13 protein-coding genes are annotated in these 19,314 nt (G+C 63.0%); 11 read left to right on the plus strand and 2 right to left on the minus strand.

All coding sequences use genetic code 11. The features are described 5' to 3' along the window. Positions 1-102 precede the first annotated feature (102 nt). Together ACQ4V8_RS12910 and ACQ4V8_RS12915 are read left to right on the plus strand one after the other, a co-directional pair. Positions 103-3,816, plus strand: a complete 3,714-nt coding sequence (locus ACQ4V8_RS12910) for a PAS domain S-box protein (protein WP_436571598.1) — start codon at positions 103-105, stop codon at positions 3,814-3,816. Between the two features lie 13 nt (positions 3,817-3,829). Beyond that, positions 3,830-4,825 carry a response regulator gene (locus tag ACQ4V8_RS12915; RefSeq protein ID WP_196855399.1) on the plus strand — a complete coding sequence of 332 codons (996 nt, stop codon included), beginning with the start codon at positions 3,830-3,832 and terminating at the stop codon, positions 4,823-4,825. Positions 4,826-4,840: 15 nt separating this feature from the next. Here the strand turns inward: ACQ4V8_RS12915 and ACQ4V8_RS12920 are convergent, their stop codons facing one another. After that, positions 4,841-6,706: an esterase/lipase family protein gene (locus ACQ4V8_RS12920; protein ID WP_436571599.1), complete on the minus strand. Its 1,866-nt coding sequence runs from the start codon at positions 6,704-6,706 to the stop codon at positions 4,841-4,843. 40 nt (positions 6,707-6,746) lie between these two features. Then, a complete protein-coding gene (locus ACQ4V8_RS12925) occupies positions 6,747-7,523 on the minus strand; it encodes a DUF481 domain-containing protein (RefSeq protein WP_010397791.1) in 777 nt (258 codons plus the stop codon). Between the two features lie 459 nt (positions 7,524-7,982). Here ACQ4V8_RS12925 and ACQ4V8_RS12930 point away from each other — a divergent pair, with 459 nt between their 5' ends. From ACQ4V8_RS12930 to ACQ4V8_RS12970, 9 genes are all read left to right on the plus strand, one after another. Beyond that, entirely contained in the window at positions 7,983-8,669 is a 687-nt protein-coding gene (locus ACQ4V8_RS12930; protein WP_070347401.1) for a winged helix-turn-helix domain-containing protein, read from the plus strand. After that, on the plus strand, positions 8,662-10,014 hold the full coding sequence (locus ACQ4V8_RS12935; protein ID WP_070347391.1) for a sensor histidine kinase: 1,353 nt from the start codon (positions 8,662-8,664) through the stop codon (positions 10,012-10,014). The genes ACQ4V8_RS12930 and ACQ4V8_RS12935 overlap by 8 nt, the downstream gene beginning before the upstream one ends. Positions 10,015-10,206: 192 nt before the next feature. After that, positions 10,207-11,106 (plus strand): VirK/YbjX family protein, encoded by a 900-nt coding sequence (locus ACQ4V8_RS12940; RefSeq protein WP_436571600.1) that lies wholly within the window; start codon positions 10,207-10,209, stop codon positions 11,104-11,106. A gap of 126 nt (positions 11,107-11,232) precedes the next feature. Beyond that, the gene (hemB, locus tag ACQ4V8_RS12945) at positions 11,233-12,207 is read left to right on the plus strand and encodes a porphobilinogen synthase (RefSeq protein WP_029496375.1); all 975 of its coding nucleotides are present in this window, start codon (positions 11,233-11,235) and stop codon (positions 12,205-12,207) included. Between the two features lie 78 nt (positions 12,208-12,285). Next, the gene (locus ACQ4V8_RS12950; RefSeq protein ID WP_436571601.1) at positions 12,286-13,629 is read left to right on the plus strand and encodes an MBL fold metallo-hydrolase; all 1,344 of its coding nucleotides are present in this window, start codon (positions 12,286-12,288) and stop codon (positions 13,627-13,629) included. Positions 13,630-13,682: 53 nt separating this feature from the next. Next, positions 13,683-14,192, plus strand: coding sequence for a peptide-methionine (S)-S-oxide reductase MsrA (msrA, locus tag ACQ4V8_RS12955; protein WP_010397805.1), 510 nt, complete (start codon positions 13,683-13,685; stop codon positions 14,190-14,192). Between the two features lie 367 nt (positions 14,193-14,559). Continuing rightward, the gene (locus ACQ4V8_RS12960; protein WP_010397807.1) at positions 14,560-14,958 is read left to right on the plus strand and encodes a DUF1842 domain-containing protein; all 399 of its coding nucleotides are present in this window, start codon (positions 14,560-14,562) and stop codon (positions 14,956-14,958) included. A gap of 129 nt (positions 14,959-15,087) precedes the next feature. Further along, positions 15,088-16,392, plus strand: coding sequence for a homogentisate 1,2-dioxygenase (hmgA, locus tag ACQ4V8_RS12965; RefSeq protein ID WP_436571602.1), 1,305 nt, complete (start codon positions 15,088-15,090; stop codon positions 16,390-16,392). 210 nt (positions 16,393-16,602) lie between these two features. Then, the gene (locus ACQ4V8_RS12970; RefSeq protein WP_436571603.1) at positions 16,603-19,308 is read left to right on the plus strand and encodes a polysaccharide deacetylase family protein; all 2,706 of its coding nucleotides are present in this window, start codon (positions 16,603-16,605) and stop codon (positions 19,306-19,308) included. The last annotated feature ends 6 nt before the right edge of the window (positions 19,309-19,314 follow it).

Raw genomic sequence — 19,314 nt, forward strand, 5'->3', positions numbered from 1 at the left:
ATTTTCGCTGTGTTAGTTCTTTGGAAAAATTCCAATCAGCGGCGCGTGGTGCGCTGCCATGTTTTGCGACCTTGGGCTTCACTCTCTTAATATTTCGATAGTATGCTGAGTTCCATCTTTGCCTTCTCGACCGATACCGTGCCGTCTATTTATGGCACGCATGATGCCGGGCTGGTGCTATTTTCGATCGGCATCGCCATCTTTGCCTCGTTCATGGCCCTGCAGATCGCCGGCATGGCGCGCAGCAGCGAACGGGGCTTCCAGCGCCAGACGGCCATCATCACGGGCGCCATCGCATTGGGTGTCGGCATCTGGGCTATGCACTTTATCGGCATGCTGGCCTTCGATATTTGCACGCGCGTTTCCTTCGACCCCAGCCTGACCCTGCTGTCCATGCTGCCAGGCGTGGCCGCCTCGTGGGTAGCGCTGCACTTGCTGGCGCGCCCGGGCATCAGCCGGCGCCAGCTGGCGGTGAGCGGCGTGCTCGTTGGGCTCGGTATCGGTTCCATGCATTACAGCGGCATGGCCGCCATGCAAACCTCGCTGACCCTGCTTTATGAACCTTGGCTGTTTGCCCTGTCGCTGCTGGTGGCTATCGTCATGGCCATGCTGGCGCTGTGGATACGCTTCGGCCTGAGCGCCTTGTGCCAGCGCCTGAGCCCGTTAGCGGCGCTGCTGTCGAGCAGCGTGGTGATGGGGCTGGCAATTTCCGGCATGCATTACACGGGCATGCTGGCAGCGCGCTTTTCCGGCATTCCCGCGGCGGGCGACAACACCATTACCGTGCAGGCCTCGTTCATGGCCCTGGCGGTGGCTCTGATCAGCGTCACCCTGACGGTCTTCGTGGCGGCCGCGAACGGCTTGCTGCGCTACCGCCAGCTGCTCCGTCACGCCAGTGTCAGCGAGTCGCGCCTGCGCGCCATCGTCGATACGGCGGCCGACGGCTTGATCACCATTGACGGTCAGGGCAAGGTGCGCTCTTTCAATCCTGCTGCGGAAAGCCTGTTTGGCTGGCGCGAGGCGCAGATCGTGGGGCGTGACGCAAGCGTGTTGCTGCAAACGGCCGACGCTGTCCAGTACCAAGCTTATCTGCGCGACTACCTGGCAACGGGTTCATCGCGCATCCTCGACAGCGGAGGCGAAGTCGATGGCCGCCACAAGAGTGGCGCGGTGTTGCCCATGCGCGTGGCGATCGGCAAGATCGACACGCCGGGGCAGCTGCTCTTCGTCGCTTTCGTCACCGACATGCGCTCTTCGCGCAGCATGGAGCAGGCGCTCAAGGATAGCGAGCGCCAGTATCGCTCTTTGATACGTAATATTCCCGGCGTATCCTTCCACTGCAGCTATGCGCCCGAATGGAAGATGATTTTCATCAGCGATGCCGTGTTTAACCTGACAGGCTGGATGCCGCAGGACTTCATGGATGGGAAAGTGAGGATAATTGACCTCGTGCATCCGGACGACCGCCAGCGTGTCAACGATACCTGCGTGCAGGCGGCCGGCGAACGGCGCGACTTCGAAAACGTCTACCGCATGATACACCGCGACGGGCGCGAGCGCTGGGTGCGTGAAAGCAGCGGCCCGGTGCTCGATAACGACGGCGTGGTAGGCTGGATAGACGGCGTCATCCTCGACATCACGGACAGCAAATTGCGCAACGCCGAATATGAGGGCAAGGTGACGGCCATCTCGCGTGCAATGGCCGTTATCGAGTTCGACCTGCAGGGCCGCATCCTGGCAGTCAACCAGAACTTCCTCGACTTGCTCGGCTACCAGCTCGACGACGTGCTGGGCCTGCACCACAGCATCTTCTGCGAAGCGGGCTATGTGACTTCGCCAGATTATGGCGTCTTCTGGCAGCAGTTGGCGAATGGCCAATTCAATACGGGCGAGTACAAGCGCATCGACAAGCATGGGCGGGAAGTGTGGATACAGGCGTCCTACAATCCTATCCTCAACACCGATGGCAAGCCGTTCAAGGTGGTCAAGCTGGCCACCGACGTCAGCGAGCGGCGCGCCATGCAGGAAAGCCTGCGCGCGGAGAAAGAGCGCGCCGAGCTGGCGGCCGAATCGAAGACCAGCTTCCTGGCCAACATGAGCCATGAAATCCGCACGCCGATGAACGCCATCATCGGCTTTACGGAAGTGCTGCTGGGCACCGCCCTGGACAGCCTGCAGCGCCGCCATCTGGGCACGGTGGGCCAGTCGGCGCGATCCCTGCTCGAACTGCTCAACGACATCCTCGACACGGCCAAGCTGGAAAAAGGCGCCACCGAGCTGGAACTGGTGGACTTTTCGTTGCCTGACTTAGTCGAGCACGTGGCGGCCTCCCTGCGCATCACGGCGCATGCGCGCGGACTGTTGCTGCAGGTGGATGTCGATCCGGGCATGCGCCAGTTCTTCCTGGGCGACGCGCGCCGGGTGCAGCAGGTGCTGACCAATTTGATCGGCAACGCCGTCAAGTTCACTGAGGTGGGCCATGTGCGCGTGGCCGTCGGTATGCAGGACGGTCAGGTGCATATTGCCGTGCACGACACGGGCATCGGCATCCCCGCCGACCGTCTGGATAAGATCTTCGCCCCCTTTACGCAAGCCGATTCTTCCATGAGCCGTCGCTTTGGCGGCACGGGCCTGGGCACCACGATTTCGCTGCAACTGGTCGAACTGATGCAAGGCAGCATCACGGTGGAGAGCACGCTGGGCGTGGGCAGTGTGTTTCACGTGCTGCTGCCGTTGGCGCCGGGCAAGGCCATGTTGCGTCGCACCGAGCAGCCCGTAGTGGCCTTGCCGCCGCTGCGCATCCTGGCGGCCGACGACGTGCCGCAAAACGTGGAGCTGCTCCTGATCAGCCTGGGCGCGGCCGGTCACCAGGTGATCGCCGCCAGCGATGGCGAGAGCGCCGTGCGCGAGTTTAGCAAAGGTAGCTTCGACATCGTCCTGATGGACGTGCAAATGCCGCGGATCGATGGCCTGGAAGCGACGCGCCTGATCCGTGTGTATGAGCGCGAACAGGGCTTGAAGCCGACGCCCATCATCGCCCTGACGGCCAGCGTGCTGGAACAGGACCGGCGCGCCGCGCAGGCGGCGGGCATGAATGGTTTCGCCTCGAAACCGCTGGAAATGCACAAGCTGACGGCAGAAATCGCCCGCCTGCTCGATCTTGCCGTGGCCATGCCGCCGCCGCCATTGCTGGGTGCGGTGGAGCGTACTGCCACCGGCCAGGTGGATTGGCAGCGCGGTAGCGCCCTGTGGGGCGGCCACGAAGCGTTGCAGCGGGCCATTACGCGCTTCGTGCAGGCCAATGGCGACTGCGCTGCCATGCTGGCCACGGAACTGGAACGTGGCGATGGCAGCGTGGCCGGCCATTTGCTGCACCGTATCAAGGGCGCAGCGGGCAACTTGTGCCTGGTGCACATCGACAGCCTGCTGGGACGCATCGAGCAGGCGATTGCGCGCCAGTTACCGGTCGGCCAATTGCTGGTGCAATTGGCGGCCGCCTTTATGGCGCTGGGCGGCGAACTGGAGTCGGGCGGCGAGGCCCGGCCGGCGCCGGCGCACGCAGCACTCGCCAGCGCACCCCTCGATGCATGCGCCGCAGGGGCCTTGCTGCGGCAAGCCATCGCCAGCCTCGAAGGCGGGCAGCTGGACGACGCCTTGATGGCGCAGGTCGCCGTCATGCTGGCGCCGCACGGCCAGCAGCAGCGCCTGCACCTTTTGGCCTGCGCCATCGACGACTTCGAATTTGCGCGCGCCACAGGCGTGCTGCGCCAGCTGCTGGCGTGGCTGGAAGCGCCAGTGCCTGCCGACCTTTCCTGATATGGGGCTAGACATGACCTTACATAAAGACAAACCGATCCTGCTGCTGGTCGATGATGAGGCGACGAATCTGCAGGTGCTGCGGCAGATCTTGCAGGACGATTACCTGCTGCTGTACGCCAAGGATGGCGCCAAGGCGCTGGAACTGGCGCAGAAGAACCCCGTCGAACTGATCCTGCTCGACATTATGATGCCCGCCATGACTGGCTACGAAGTGTGCCGCCAGCTCAAGGCCATGCCCCTCACCGCGGCCATTCCCGTCATTTTCGTCACCGCCCTGTGCGACGTGAAGGACGAGGCGGACGGTTTTGATGCCGGCGCCGTCGACTACATCATCAAGCCCGTCAGTCCATCCATCGTGCGTGCCCGCGTGCGCACGCATTTGTCGCTGGTCGATGCCGAGCAATTGCGCCGCTCGCGCCTGCAAGTGATCCAGACCCTGGGTATGGCGGCCGAGTACAAGGATAACGAGACGGGCATGCACGTCATCCGCATGAGCTATTACGCGCGCCAGTTGGCGCTGGCGGCCGGCTACAGTGCGGCCAGGGCGGAAGATTTGCTCAACGCGGCGCCCATGCACGACGTAGGCAAGATCGGCATCCCCGACGCCATCCTGCAAAAACCGGGCAAGCTCGATGCGCACGAATGGAATATCATGCGCCGCCATGCTGAAATCGGTGCGGCCATCATCGGCGAGCACGCGGGCGGTCTGTTGAAAATTGCGCGCAGCATCGCCCTCACGCACCACGAAAAATGGGATGGCAGCGGCTATCCGCAAGGCTTGAAAGGCGCGGAAATCCCGCACGAAGGGCGCATCGTCGCCATCGCCGACGTCTTCGACGCGCTCACCAGCGAACGCCCGTACAAGCCCGCCTGGACGGTGGTGGACGCCATCGCCACCATGCAGCGCGACAGCGGTGCGCACTTCGATCCTGACTTGCTGGTGCTGTTCGTGGAACACTTGCCGGCCATGCTGGAGATCAAGGAAAAGTGGCGCGAGCCGGCGTAGGACGACGGCATTGGCCTAATCAGGCAAGCGCAAAATGCGCCGTATCTCCAGGATCGCTTGCGGGCTTTCCTGCACGCTGTGCCATGAGGCGATGATTTTTTCCGACAGCGCGCCGTCGAGGTGGGCGCTGGCGTAGGGCACCACGCCGTCGCTCGATGCCGCCAGCGGCAGGCCCGGCGTGTCGTTGCCCATGATGGAGTAGTAGCGCACTTTCGGGCTAATGGGCAGGTCGGCTACCAGGCGCACGAACGGATCTTTGTCGCTGAGGTTATCGATGCTGTTGGGAATATGCAGCGCTTCGCTGCTGCCCGTGTCGAGCTGCGCCAGGCTGGCGGCGGCGTCCGACAGCTGATCGAGCATGTTGAAAGGGAGCGTCACGAGGTTGGCGATCCAGCGCGCCACCCTGTGGTTGGCGAATGCAGTGCCGCGGTGCGGCGCAGCGATGAAGATGGCGCGATTGACCTGCGCCATGGGCGTGAAATTGAGGTAGGGCGCCAGGCCGGCGCGTACTTTTTCCGCCTTTTCGCCCTCTAAATTGTATTCTTGCGTGATGGCGTCAAGCACGCTGTTGCTGGCGTCGGAGACCATCAGTCGCGCCAGCACGCCGCCCATGCTGTGGCCGATCAAGACCATGTCGTTTGCCGCATCGGCCTTGGCCGCAGGGTCGAACTGCGCCAAAGTCGTTTGCAGGGCTTGGCGAATGGCGACGTTGTTGGCGGCCAGCGGCGCGTTGCTCGGGTAGTACACTTGCCAGATCTGGTAGCGGCGGCGCAGCTGTTCGTCGCCCATCAGTTCATTTGCCACATTGATCCACGCTTCCGGGCTGCTGGCCAGGCCGTGCAGCATGACGATGGTGCGCTTGTTCGGGTCGTAGGGCTGCATCAGGTGCACCTGCGGGCGCGAAATGCCGTCGGCGCGGCCGAACAGGGTGCGCAGTGCCTGCACGCCGAAGCCGGAACGGGCCAGCCACAGGCCATAGCCGGCCGTGAAGTTGGCCGCCACGGGCAAGTCCTGGCCCGCCATGCGCGTCGATTCGTTGCGCGTCGGGTCGACCAGCATCACCATCAACTGCTGCGTGGCCAGCACTTCGCGCAAGCTGTTGCCGTCGAAGCGGATCAGCGCCGTAACGACGGGGTAGCGGGTCTCCTGGTACGGCACATGGCCGCCTGTCGACTCGCGCGGCTTGGGCATGACGGCGACCAGGTCGGCGCCGAAGCCGTCGCGCCGGTATATATTGCGCAGGCCGGAAAACGACAGCGAAGTCGCTGGCAGCAGTTCCTCGGGCAGCGTGCCGTCTTCGGGCAGGCGCAGGGCCGACAGCTCGCTGTCGATCTGCCAGCCGGCGACGCGGATCACATGACCGTCGGGACGATACTGGCCACGGTGGTGGAACAGATTGCCGACCGCTTTCTGCACGGCGTAGTTATAGTAGTCGCGGATTTGCGTCTGCCGTTCCTCGAAGGCGCGCTGGCCCGGCGTGCGCGCCGTGTAAAACAAATAGGCATAGGCGTAGCGGGCCGATTCGAGCCAGGCGGCCAGCACTTTGGCGCTGGCATGGCCGCCTTGCTGCTCTTCTGCCAGCGCGCTTTCGAGCCATAATTCGGAGAGTGTGGCCAGGCGCTGCTCGTCGCTGAGCAAATCGGAGCGGGCCAGGTCGGCGCGGCAGCTGCCCGTATTGGCGACGCAGGCGGCGCTGTCGCTGCCGATGATGCGCAGCACTTCGCTGGCCGAGGCGCTGAGCTTACCCGTGGTGAGGATGTCGCCGCGCCGTTGCTGCAGGTAGTCGGACGGCGAGATCGCGCTGACGGTGACGGCAGCGCAGCCGCTCAGTAGCGCCGCAGCGCAGAGCAGGGCGCAGGCGCGCACAGGCCGCATCAGCATCAGCATCAGCATCAGCAAGTTGAGGTGAAATGAGGGCGCGTTAGAACGAGTAGACCAGGGTCAGCGACGTTTGCGTATCCGTGTTCTTCTTGTCGTCCGGTACGCGCGTGTCGTTGCGGGCGCTGAAGGCGGCCTTCATTTGCATGGTGCCGTTGATCTTGGTGCTCAGGGCAGTTTCGGCGATGGAGTGGGTGTTTGAGGTGCCCCGTTCGACGCTGATCGTCTGCGTAAATATCGCCGACTGGCTGATTTTCCACTTCATGGAGGCCGCGCCGCGCACCGTCAGGCCGTGCTCCGATTCGCCCGCGTCGTTGGTGCCGCTGAAATAGCCAGGACCGACTTCCACGTCGACGCTTTTGTCGTTCGACTGGTACCAGCGCGAGCCATGACCGACGGCCAGGGTCGAGTACTTGGTGTAGGCGCCGAACTTGTCGTTCACGTGCGAGGCAAGCACAAACAGTTTTTCATGGTTGGACATCAGCTTGTAGGCGGCCTTGGCGGAGGCGGAAAAGCGTTCTGCCGAGCGCTCGCGCACTTTTTCCCCGTGCTCGTTCGTCGTTTCATCTTCCTTGAAGTAGCCGCTGAAGATGTACTGGTTGCTCCAGTCGTCGAGCTCCTGGCGCGCGTCGATCTTGCCCGTGATGGAGGTGCCGACCGTATTGCCCGAGGTGGTGATGGCGCCTAGTTCGGCGGAGGTGCTCCAGCTGCCGATGGGAATTTCATCGAATAGCATGCTTAGCTTGGAGTCTGCGGCGGCGGCGCTGCCGCAAGTAATGGCCGTGGCCAGCGCCAGTGCGAGAGAGTGGGTCGATTTCATGGCAGTATTCGTCTGTGGCACGCGCCAGGCGCACCTGCTGTGTGAGTGGCAGTGGTATCGATGCAGGCCGCGGCAAGCCGGGAGGCGCCGATAAGAGCTGCGCACATGCGCGCGGGCGCGGCCAAACATTCTAGAGCGCATATTGTACCCGACCCTGTCATCGTTCGCCGCACGCGCCGGTGTGCACGAATTATGTTGCAATAGTAGCAGTAATTGAAGAATAAAATATGTGGAGCATGAGCATGAACACGCCATGCCATGCCATGCTAGCTTGTCGCTGTGGCCTGGCTGTGCCGAAGCGCAACTGCCCGATTGTCAAGCTGCGCGGAAAGTAGCACTAGCCTGCATGCGCGCTGACGCCACGGGAGTGCGACAAGTCTGGCAAGTGGCGCTTGTCTGGCGTATGCTGCGGCTATTCTCTGCGGCTATTCTCTGCCCGATCTTTACAAGGAATCTCCCGTGCGCTGCCTGGTCATTGAAGACGAAGCCGAAACTTCTCGTTACATTTGTGCCGGCCTGCGCGAGGCGGGCCACGACGTCACCGCCTGCGACAACGGTATCGACGGCATGCGCCTGGCCTGCGGCGAAGATTGGGATGCGCTGGTGCTCGACCGCCTGCTGCCCGGCGAGATTGATGGCTTGGCCATTGTTGCCCGCCTGCGCGGCATGGGCTGCAATACGCCCGTGCTGGTGCTGTCGGCGCTGTCCAGCGTCGACGAGCGCGTGCGCGGCCTGCGCAGCGGCGGCGACGATTATCTGTCGAAACCGTTCGCCATCGCCGAACTGCTGGCCCGCATCGAGGCGCTGCTGCGGCGCGCCGCGCCCGTTCCCGAATCGACGCAACTGCAAGTGGCTGACCTGGTGCTCGACATGCGCACCATGCGCGTGACGCGCGCCAACCGGCAAATCGCCCTGCAGCCGCGTGAATTTCGCCTGCTGGAATACCTGATGCGCCATCAAGGCCAGTCCGTCACGCGTGCCATGCTGCTCGAAGCCGTATGGGATTACCATTTCGACCCGCAGACGAACGTCATCGATGTGCAGGTGAGTCGCTTGCGCACCAAGGTGGACAAGGAGTTTTCCCCGCCGCTGATCCATACGGTGCGCGGCGTCGGCTACACCCTGGGCGTGCTCGATAGTGCTTGACTGGCACCGCTCCATTGCGGCCCGCCTGGCGCTCGGCTACGGCGTGCTGGTGGTCGTCTCGATCAGCATCGTTTGCGCCGTATTCTATTTCGGCACCATCGGCGTGCTTGACCGCAGCGTGGACCGTAAGCTGACCGTGCTCTCGGAGCGCCTCGCGGCGCTGTACCAGCAAGGTGGCAGCAGCCGCACGAGGGCGGAAATTGCCCATCTGCTGACCGACCGTACCGACAGCGACACGGAGATATTCTTGCTGGTCGACGCCGATGGCCGCCGCGTGGCGGGCAATCTGTCTTCCTGGCCCGACGCTGCCAGTCCGGTGGGGCGCTTGCTGCACCACGACGTCACGCGCGAAGGGCGCAGGGGGCCCGCGCGCATGTTGGTCCGTGAACTGGCCGGTGGCGCGCGCCTGTTTGTCGGACGCGACATGGAAGAGGGCAAGTCTATCCGCACGCTGGTACTGCGCTCGCTGGCCTATGGCGGCGCGGTGGCCATCTTGCTGGTGGTGGCGGGTGCCTGGCTGTTTCGCCGCCAGCTCGAGGCGCGCATCGGTCAAATCCGTCGCACTGCCGGGGAAATCGAGGCGGGCGACCTGAGCAGGCGCATCCCCGTCGCCAGCGAGGATGAATTCGGCTTGCTGAGCCGCGATATCAACCGCATGCTTGACCGCATCGAACACTTGATGGAAGGCGTGCGTCACGTATCGAACGCCATTGCGCATGACTTGCGCACGCCGCTGGCGCGCATCCGCAACAAGCTCGACGGCGCCTTGCGCCAGCAGCAGAGCGTGGCCGGCTACGAAAGTGCAGCGCAGGCGGCTATCGACGATATCGACGACCTGACGCGCGTGTTCGACAAGCTGCTGCAGATCGCGGCGGCCGAATCGGGCATGCGTCCCGAGAATTTCGATGACATTGACCTGTATCAGATCGGCGCTGACATCGTGGAAATGTACGAAGCCACGGCCGACGAGCAGGGCGTGCTGCTGGTGCAGATGTTTGGCGACAGCGTGCCGGCGCGCGGCGATCGCAATCTGCTGGGCAGCGCGCTGGCCAGCCTGGTCGACAATGCCATCAAGTATGCGGGACCGGGTGCCACGGTGGAAGTGTCGGCCGGCAGCGATGAAGAGGGCAGTTGGTTGGCTGTGCGCGACAACGGCCCCGGCGTGCCGAGCGAAGAATTGGCGAAGCTGACGCAGCGTTTTTACCGCCTCGACAAGAGCCGCCACCTGCCCGGCAATGGCCTCGGTCTATCCATCGTGGCCGCTATCGCCGCCTTGCATGGGGGCAGCCTCGATATCGAGGATGCGGCGCCGGGCTTGCGCCTACGCCTGCGCCTGCTGCGCTGAGTTGTCGTTGCCATTGCCAGACTGGTGTGGCATTTCGGCACATTACCAACTTGTAACCCCCTTCATTTTCGCCTCCCCCTATCATCTGTTCGATCCGGCGTAAAGCGGCTGCCTGCGCGTAGTCGCCGTTGCCGGGCTGCTTGCGGCTGTCGCCGCGTCCCGTTCATACAGACCCGTCGTAGAGCCATTTTCATGCAACCTTTTACCGCCACAGGCGACAACGCCGCGCAGCAGCAGCCGGCACTGCGCCAGCATGGCCATCGCCTCAAGGCCGCCCTGGGCGCGCTGGTGTTTCCCGTGCAGCGCGCGCGCTGGCAAGCCTTCATTGCCGGCACGCCCGGCCTGGCGGCGCTGGCGCAAGCCCATCCCAGCCTGCTGTACAAAATCTACCGCCCCTATGCCAGTCGCCACATTGGCTGCGCGGCGCGGGCGGAGCTGTTGCGCGGGCATTACCGCTTTCTGTGGCAGGCGGGCGCTCGTCCGCTGGTGGAATACGCGGCACGCCGCGCGCTGGTGTTGGCCGCTATCGAGGGCAAGGATGGCGCCATCTACCGATTGCAACTGACGGCTATCCACGACAGCCACCGCGAGGGCGACCTGTGCCTGCGCCTGACGCGCGACGGCGTCTCGCTGTACCTGGCCAGTTTCCTGTTCCGGCCGCAGCCCGGCGGCTGCGCCATCCAGCTGGGCGCCTTGCAGGGCTTGCGCTCGGCCGCCGGCGCCCAGGCGGTGAAGGAAGCTACGCGTGCGCTGCACGGCTGCCGGCCGAAAAACCTGATGGTGGCCGCCTTGCGCGACCTCGGTGACTTTTTTGGCTGCGGCCATCTGGACCTGGTCAGCAATGCCAATCGCATCGCGCTGAACTGGCATCGGCGCCGTCATATCTCCAGCGACTACGACCTGGCGTGGCAGGAACTGCAGGCCTTGCCTACCAGCGACGGCAATTACCGCCTGCCCTGCAGCGCTTGCGGGATGCCTGACCTGGAGCAGCTGCCGTCGAAAAAGCGGGCCGAAGCGCGTCGCCGCGGTGCCATGTTGCTGCAGTTGGCGGCAGACATGCGCTGGCAAGTGGCGGCCCTGTTGCACACATGATCAAGACGCAGTGAACGGGCAAGCCCGCATTTTTTGACCTGCGCGGCTTTTTTGCCGGGCGGCCCGGCGCAATCGGCTTGATCGGCGTATACTCATCGGCGTTCTCAACCTGAAGCCAGTGATCCCATGCCAGCAAACTACCCAACTTCGCGCATGCGCCGTCTGCGCGCGACCCCGCAACTGCGCGAGCTGTTTCGCGAGACCGAGATCAATCCGCGCGACCTGGTCCTGCCGATCTTTGTCGACGAAGGTGCCAGCGATTTCATCGACATCACCTCCATGCCTGGCGTGCGCCGCATTCCCGAAGCGAAGCTGGCGCAGGAAATCGAGCGCTACGCGCGCGCCGGTTTGCGCTCCGTCATGACGTTCGGCATTTCGCACCATAAGGATAGCCATGGCACCGATACCCTGAACCCGGACGGCCTGGTGGCGCGCATGTCGCGCATCATCAAGGATGCCGTGCCGGAAATGGTGGTCATGTCCGATACCTGCTTTTGCGAATACACGGACCACGGCCATTGCGGCATCTTGCATGGCGACACGGTCGACAACGACAGCACGGTGCTGAACCTGGGCAAGCAGGCTGTCATCGCCGCCCAGGCTGGCGCCGACATCATCGCGCCATCGGCCGCCATGGATGGCCAGGTAGCGGCGATCCGCAGCGCGCTCGACGCGGCCGGCTTCCACGACACGCCCGTGATGGCGTATTCGACCAAGTTCGCTTCCGGCCTGTACGGCCCGTTCCGCGACGCCGCCGGCAGCACCCTCAAGGGTGACCGTAAAACGTATCAGATGGACCCGATGAACCGCCGCGAAGCGATCCGCGAGTCCTTGATCGACGAAGCCGAAGGCGCCGATGCGCTGATGGTGAAGCCGGCCGGCGCCTACCTCGACATCATCCGCGACTTGCGCGAAGTGACGCGCCTGCCGATCGGCGCCTACCAGGTCAGCGGCGAATACGCGATGATCAAGTTCGCCGCGCAGGCGGGCGCCATCGACGAGCGCCGCGTGGTGCAGGAAACCCTCGGTGCCATCAAGCGCGCGGGCGCGGACATGATCTTTACGTACTTCGCGATGGATGTGCTGAATAATCCGTACTAAGTCAACACGGGGCAGGGCAGCCGCCTTTTCAGCTATCATGCGCGCTGCCCAACCTGGTCCTACGATGTGTAGCCTCCTATGCCCCTGAAAATCTCCCGCATCCTGCACGCCGGCTATGTCTTCGAATGTGAAGGCACGGCCATCGCCTTCGACCCCATCGTCGAAAACCCGTTCAGCCGCAACTGCCACGCATTTCCCTCGGTGCGCTTCGACCTCGATGCCGTGCGCCGGCTGCGCTGGGATGCCGTCTTCATCTCGCACTTCCACGACGACCACTGCTCGCTGGACAGCCTCGATGTGCTCGACCGCGCTACGCCCATCTACCTGTACTGCGTCTTCGACGAGCTATTCGCGATGCTGCGTGCGCTCGGTTTTACCGCCGTCGCGCGCTTGCATGTCGATATGCCCGTGCGGGTCGGTGCCATCGAGGTGATCCCGCGCCGGGCGCTGGACGATGATGTCGACTCGCTGTTCCAGGTGCGCGCCGCCGGCCTGAATGTGCTCAACGTCGTCGATTCCTGGATCGGTCCGGCAACCTTGGCGCAGCTGGCCGCCTTTGCTCCCTGGGACATGGTCTTGTGGCCCTTCCAGACCATGCGCGAGATTGCCGTCATCGCGCCCTCGCTGGCAGCGCGCGACCAGGTGACACTGCCCGATGACTGGGTGCCGCAATTGCGCGCCCTGGCGCCGCGTTACCTGGTGCCCAGCTCTTGCCAGTTCGTACAGGAAGATTGGTCCTGGTACAACCAGGCGATGTTCCCGATAACGTACCGCCAGTTTGCGCAGGAGATCGGTGCCGCCCTGCCTGATGCGCACATTTTTCGCCTCGATCCGTCCACGTCCGTGCTGCTCGATGCGCAGGGCTTGACGCCCGCCGCGCCGCTGCCCTGGGTCATCCCCGTGGGACCGCAGGACGTCGACTTCGACTATCGTCCGGCGCTATGCCCGCCCGCTACCGCCGACATCGCCCGCCATTTTGCGCCCTTGAATGCCGCCGAGACGGCGCTGGTGCTCGATTTTTGCCAGTCCGGCTTGCTCGAGCGCTACCGCGACATGGAACTGTCCGAAGACAGCTATTTCCAGGCCCCACGCCTGTGGCGCTTGTCGCTGTATGGCCATGACGGCGGCGTCACCGTCCTGCATTACCGCACGCATGGCGACGTGATCGACCGTGTGCCCGCCACCGGCGAGGCGCCGGACTGGACCACCGAAGTGCCCTTGGTGAAGTGCCATGCGGCGCTGGTGCTCGGTGAATCGCTGACATCAATGTATATGCGCATCAACGATGGCCCGTTTGACGCGGCGACGCAGGCAGAACTGATGGACGCCGACATCGTCGACGACCCCTTGATCCGCTGCCTGTTCAACGACGCCATCGGCGCTTACCAGGCAGCGCAGCTCAAGCGTTTGCTGGCCCGCTGAAGAAAATGCCGCGACAGGGTAAGATAAGGCCCTCAGATCAAGGAATGAACAACATGACACAAAATAACGAAACCGCGATCCTGGCCGGCGGCTGCTTCTGGGGTGTGCAGGACTTGCTGCGTCGCTATCCGGGCGTGATCGCCACGCGCGTAGGCTACAGCGGCGGCGACGTGGCCAACGCCACCTACCGCAACCACGGCACGCATGCGGAGGCCATCGAGATCATTTTCGATCCGCACACCATCAGCTACCGCAAGATCCTGGAGTTTTTCTTCCAGATCCACGACCCCAGCACGGAAGAGCGCCAGGGCAATGACCGTGGCACGAGCTACCGCTCGGCCATCTTTTACACCAGCGACGAGCAAAAGCGCGTGGCCGAAGCGACCATCCGCGATGTCGACGCTTCCGGCCTCTGGCCCGGCAAGGTGGTGACGCAAGTGGCGCCAGCCGGCCCGTTCTGGGAAGCGGAAGCGGAACACCAGGATTATCTGCAGCGCTTGCCGCACGGCTACACCTGCCACTACATCCGGCCGGACTGGGTCTTGCCGCAGCGTCAGCAATAAAGGCTAGCTCGGCAGGGCAGATGCGCAGCGCTGCGAGGTGGGCGATGCACAGCCATCGCGCCCGCCGGCTGTTCAAAAGGCGCTTGCGCGCAGCAGCATCGCGGCACTCCAGCCAGCACCATTGTTTGCGCCAGATCTAAGGCCGCATGCCGCATTCATGGCAGGGTGCCCCGCATATTGGGGAATGCAGAAAAACCCTGGAATTCAAGGCAATAATGTGAGTATATTGATACGAAAACACAGGCTATGCTGTCGCTAGAGTGTTGATGCGCCCAAGCGCCATCAGCATGGCTGATAGCCAGTGCCTGTCGCCGCGCGCGATCTCTCTTTTCATGGCTCAGTAACCATTTCCCCAAAGGAGTTCATTGTGTCTTCATCTGAACTGAATGCGGTAGAACATGTCTATCTGATCGCCGGCAATCTCGGACTGCCCGGTGCACCTATCCTGAATCTGGCCCTGTTTTACCATCCCGACGATGGCAGTGTCAGCGGTGAAGCCCTGATTACGCAGTCGATCGCGCCGCCGCATGGCCGCGTGGTGATCCGTCCCGTTAGCGGTCCCGTGCATGGCCTGGGCCTGGGTAAAGCCACGCGCGTGTTCAGCCTGACTGGCGAATACGTGGTGTCCGTGCCGCCACCGGCCATAGGCAGCTACCTGGCCAAGTTCGAAGCGACATTTGTGACGGATAACAACTGGAGCGGCCACGGTTCCTTCAGTTATGGCAACCAGAAGATCGACAACGTGCCCATCGCGAAACGCGGCTAGTGTTTTTGGCCAACGGACAATGTTGCGAGCACGCTTGGCCTTGCGGGGCATGGGCGCCATCGGCCAGGGTGACGTGGCGCAGCGCTTGCTGTGCCAGTTCGGCCTGGCCGGCGCCCTGGCGGTGAGCGCATGACAGGCGCCGGCTACCAAAGCGGCTTTGGCAATGAATTTGCCACGCAAGCGGCGCCCGGCGCCTTGCCGCAGGGACAAAACTCGCCGCAGCAGGCTCCCCTGGGCCTGTATGCGGAACAATTGTCGGGCACGGCGTTCACGGCGCCGCGCGCGCAGAACCGGCGCTCGTGGCTATATCGCATCCGCCCGGCGTGCCAGCATCGCCCATTTACCCTGCTCGACAATAGCCGTATCGTCAGCGATTTCCATGCCATGCCGCCCACGCCGCCGAACCAGCTGCGCTGGGACCCGCTGCCGCTGCCCGACAGCAGTACGCCGGTCGATTTTATCGACGGCTGGCAAACCATGGCCGGCAATGGCAGCGCCGAAGCGATGAGCGGCTGTGCCATCCATGTGTATGCGGCTAACAGCGCCATGCAGCGTTTCTTTTATTCGGCTGATGGTGAATTGCTGGTCGTGCCGCAGGAAGGGCGGCTGGCGATTGCCACCGAACTGGGCTTGCTCGAGCTGGAGCCGCAGGAAATCGCCGTCATCCCGCGCGGCGTGCGCTTTCGCGTGACCTTGCCCGACGGCCAGGCGCGCGGCTATGTGTGCGAAAACTTCGGCACGGCGTTTCGTTTGCCCGACTTGGGGCCCATCGGCTCGAATGGCTTGGCGAACGCGCGCGATTTCCTTACGCCGCACGCGGCCTACGAGGATATCGATGGCGAGTGCATGTTGGTGGCCAAGTTTTGCGGTCATCTGTGGCAGACAACGCTCGACCACTCGCCGCTGGACGTGGTGGCCTGGCACGGCAATTATGCGCCGTACAAATACGATTTGCGCCGTTTTAACACCATCGGCTCGATCAGCTACGATCATCCGGACCCGTCGATCTTTCTCGTGCTGCAAGCACCGAGCGAAAATCCGCTCTTCGGCGCCATCGACTTCGCCATCTTCCCGCCGCGCTGGCTGGCCGCCGAACATACGTTCAGGCCGCCGTGGTTCCACCGCAATGTGGCCAGCGAGTTCATGGGACTGATCCACGGCGTGTACGACGCCAAGGCGGCTGGCTTCGTGCCCGGTGGGGCCAGCTTGCACAACTGCATGTCCGGCCACGGTCCCGATGCGCAAACGTTCGAACGCGCCTCCCACAGTGACATCTCGGCGCCGGCAAAGGTGGCCGACACCATGGCCTTCATGTTCGAGACGCGCACCATCCTCAAGCCCACGCCCTTCGCCCTGGCCAGCGAACTGCTGCAAAACGACTATTATGCGTGCTGGCAAGGCTTGCGCAAGCACTTTGCTGCGCATCAGCCTTAAGTCCAACCGTCGTCACCCAGAGCGCCCCGACGCAGAGTTTCTTGTGCAGGGTCTTTGCCGTTTTTACGAGCAATCGTGGGTTGCCGGAAATTATTGCCGAAATTCATAGGTGCGCCCTGAGCAAGTGCCAAGCGTGCTCTACAATTATGCATCGTGCGCATCTGCGCCATTTCAATTGTATGCATAGTATGTGAAGGGAATGATAAGCCTGTGACTTCCAAGCAGATCAAGATCGCCGCCACCGTCGTCGTGGCACTCGCCGCCGGGGCCGGCATGTATCGCTACACCCGTCCTGCCGCCACCGCCACGGCGCAGGCGCCCGTCTCGGGCAACCCGGCCGCCGCGCCGCAATCCGGCGTTGATGCGGCCGCCGTGGCCAGCGATCTGCGCGACTTGCTGGGCAATTTCCGCAAGATCATCGTGTTGCTGGCCGATGAGCAAAGCTTGGCGGAAGGCGCGCGCGACGAGGCGAGAAAAGTGGGGCAGGCGCTGTTCCATGAAAACCAGGAACGCATCGCCAAGCTCGACGCCGCGCTGGACCAACTGACGGCGCCCACCAATCCCGGCCGCTTCGAGGCGCTTGATGGTCTGTTGACGTATATCGAATCGGCCCCCGGCCTGTTTGACGCGGACCGCCTGGCTTTTCGCGAACTGCTACAAAGCATGCTGGCCCACGTAGCCAAGGATAGCTCCTTGCCAGCAATCAAGCTGCACAAGCGCATTTCCGAGGATCTCGACGCGCTGGGCGAGATCGAGCGTCATTACGAGAAGGAAATCCGGCAAATCTTCGGCAACCTGGGCCAGCGCGCCATCGAACTCAAGCGCGAGCGCTGGGACGATTACGTGGCGCAACTGAAAAAGCTGTACAGCCGCGAGCAGATCCTCAAGGAAAATGGCATCATCGTACCCTACACGGTGCCGCCGGCCGCGCCGTCAGCCGGCACGGTGCCTGAAGTGAAGCCGGCGCCAAAAAAAGATGAGGCGGAAATCTTTGGCCTGGGTTTGCCGAAGAAAACCATCGTGCTGACCTTTGACGACGGCCCGCACCGTCGTTACACGGAAGAAATCAGCGCCATCTTGAAACAATATGGCGTGCCGGCCGTCTTCTTCAGCGTGGGGCGCAACCTCGGTAGCCTGGACGCGCAAGGGCGCGCCAAGCTCAATGCAGGCGCGCAAGTGAGCCGCAAGCTGATGCAAGAGGGCTATGCAGTGGGCAACCATAGTTTTAGCCATGCACAATTGTCAAAACAGACGGGCGACAAGCTGAAAGGCGAAATCCTCGGCACCGATACCCTGTTGAAAGCTATCAGCCCCGAGCGGGCCGCGCTGTTCCGTTTTCCGTATGGCGCGCGCAATAGTGAAGGCATGGCCGCGCTGGCCGACGCCCAGTTGAAATCCGTGATGTGGAATATCGATTCACTGGACTGGGCCGACCCCGTGCCGAGCTCGATCACGAATCGCGTGCTGGCCTCGGTCGACAAGGCGGGACGCGGCATCGTCCTATTCCACGACATCCACGAACGCACGGTGAAAGCCTTGCCGGCCGTGCTCGACAAGCTGATTGCCGAAGGCTATCAATTTGCGGGCTGGGATGGCAGTAGTTTCCAGGTCGCCAACAGCACGGCGCCCGCGCCCGAAAAAGTTGCCGTGACGACTGGCTATGCCAATTCCTGGGCCGTGGTGATCGGCATCGACGATTATGCGAAGTGGCCGAAACTACACTATGCGGCGCGCGATGCGCAGGGCATGCGCGAAACCTTGATCGACAAATTCGCGTTCGCGCCCGAGCGCGTCGTGACCTTAAAGAATGGCGAAGCGACGCGCAACAACATCCTGGCTGCCTTCCATGACAAGCTGGCCCACGGCGGCGTGCAAAAGAATGACCGTATTTTCGTCTTCTTTGCCGGCCACGGCGCCACGCGCAAGCTCAGCTCCGGGCGCGACCTCGGCTACATCGTGCCCGTCGATTCCGACCCGGCGCAGTTCGCCACGGATGCGATTGCCATGACGGAAATCCAGAATATCGCCGAATCGCTGACCGCCAAGCATGCGTTCTTCGTCATGGATGCCTGTTACAGCGGCCTGGGCCTGACGCGTGGCGCCGGTTCCAGCACGTTCTTGCGCGACAACGCCAAGCGCATAGGCCGGCAAATGCTGACGGCCGGCGGCGGCGACCAGTTAGTTGCCGATGGTGGGCCCAATGGTCATTCCGTGTTCACCTGGACTTTGCTGCAGGGCCTGGCGGGCAAGGGTGACCTGAACGGCGATGGTCTCATCACGGCCACGGAACTGGCGGCCTACGTGGCGCCGGCCGTGTCCAGCGTATCGAACCAAACCCCTGCGTTTGGCAGCTTGCCTGGTTCGGAAGGGGGAGATTTCGTCTTCGAATTGCAGAGCGAGACGGAATTTCTCAGCCCGAACACGACGCAGTTATCGACGCAAGCCATCGCCCTGAACAGCAAGCTCGATGCCAAGCCGCCAGCGGCCAGCGTGACGGTGAAGGATTTGCAGGGCGGCGAACAGACGATCGTCACGCCGGGCGCCGTGCCGACGTCCACGCGCCAGTTGGCGCAGCGGGCCAATGACCGTGGTTTGCAGTTGTATAAGGAGAAACAATATGTGGCGGCGGAAGCGCAATTTACGCAAGCGCTGAAATTGCGTCCCGATTTCGCGCTGGCGGCCAATAATCTGGGCTTTGTCTTTTACAAGCAGGAAAAATACCGCGAAGCGGCGCGCTGGTTTGAACATACGCTCAAAATGGACCCGTCGCGCGCCGTCGCCTACCTGAACCTGGGTGACGCCCATGCCAAGGCTGCCGATGTCGCCAAGGCCAAGGCTGCGTACAAAACCTATCTTGAGCTGGCGCCGATGTCTTCGACGGCGCCAGCCGTGCGGCAAAAGATGGAAAAACTGTAAGCCATG

The organism is Janthinobacterium paucivorans (assembly GCF_051380805.1).
Lineage (GTDB): Bacteria > Pseudomonadota > Gammaproteobacteria > Burkholderiales > Burkholderiaceae_D > Janthinobacterium > Janthinobacterium lividum_D.

Excerpts from the sequence above, each read along its gene's own strand:
- ACQ4V8_RS12910 (WP_436571598.1), top strand. The coding sequence starts at position 103 with ATGCTGAGTTCCATCTTTGCCTTCTCGACCGATACCGTGCCGTCTATT.
- ACQ4V8_RS12915 (WP_196855399.1), top strand. The coding sequence starts at position 3,830 with ATGACCTTACATAAAGACAAACCGATCCTGCTGCTGGTCGATGATGAG.
- ACQ4V8_RS12920 (WP_436571599.1), bottom strand. The coding sequence starts at position 6,706 with ATGCTGATGCGGCCTGTGCGCGCCTGCGCCCTGCTCTGCGCTGCGGCG.
- ACQ4V8_RS12925 (WP_010397791.1), bottom strand. The coding sequence starts at position 7,523 with ATGAAATCGACCCACTCTCTCGCACTGGCGCTGGCCACGGCCATTACT.
- ACQ4V8_RS12940 (WP_436571600.1), top strand. The coding sequence starts at position 10,207 with ATGCAACCTTTTACCGCCACAGGCGACAACGCCGCGCAGCAGCAGCCG.
- hemB (WP_029496375.1), top strand. The coding sequence starts at position 11,233 with ATGCCAGCAAACTACCCAACTTCGCGCATGCGCCGTCTGCGCGCGACC.
- ACQ4V8_RS12950 (WP_436571601.1), top strand. The coding sequence starts at position 12,286 with ATGCCCCTGAAAATCTCCCGCATCCTGCACGCCGGCTATGTCTTCGAA.
- msrA (WP_010397805.1), top strand. The coding sequence starts at position 13,683 with ATGACACAAAATAACGAAACCGCGATCCTGGCCGGCGGCTGCTTCTGG.
- hmgA (WP_436571602.1), top strand. The coding sequence starts at position 15,088 with ATGACAGGCGCCGGCTACCAAAGCGGCTTTGGCAATGAATTTGCCACG.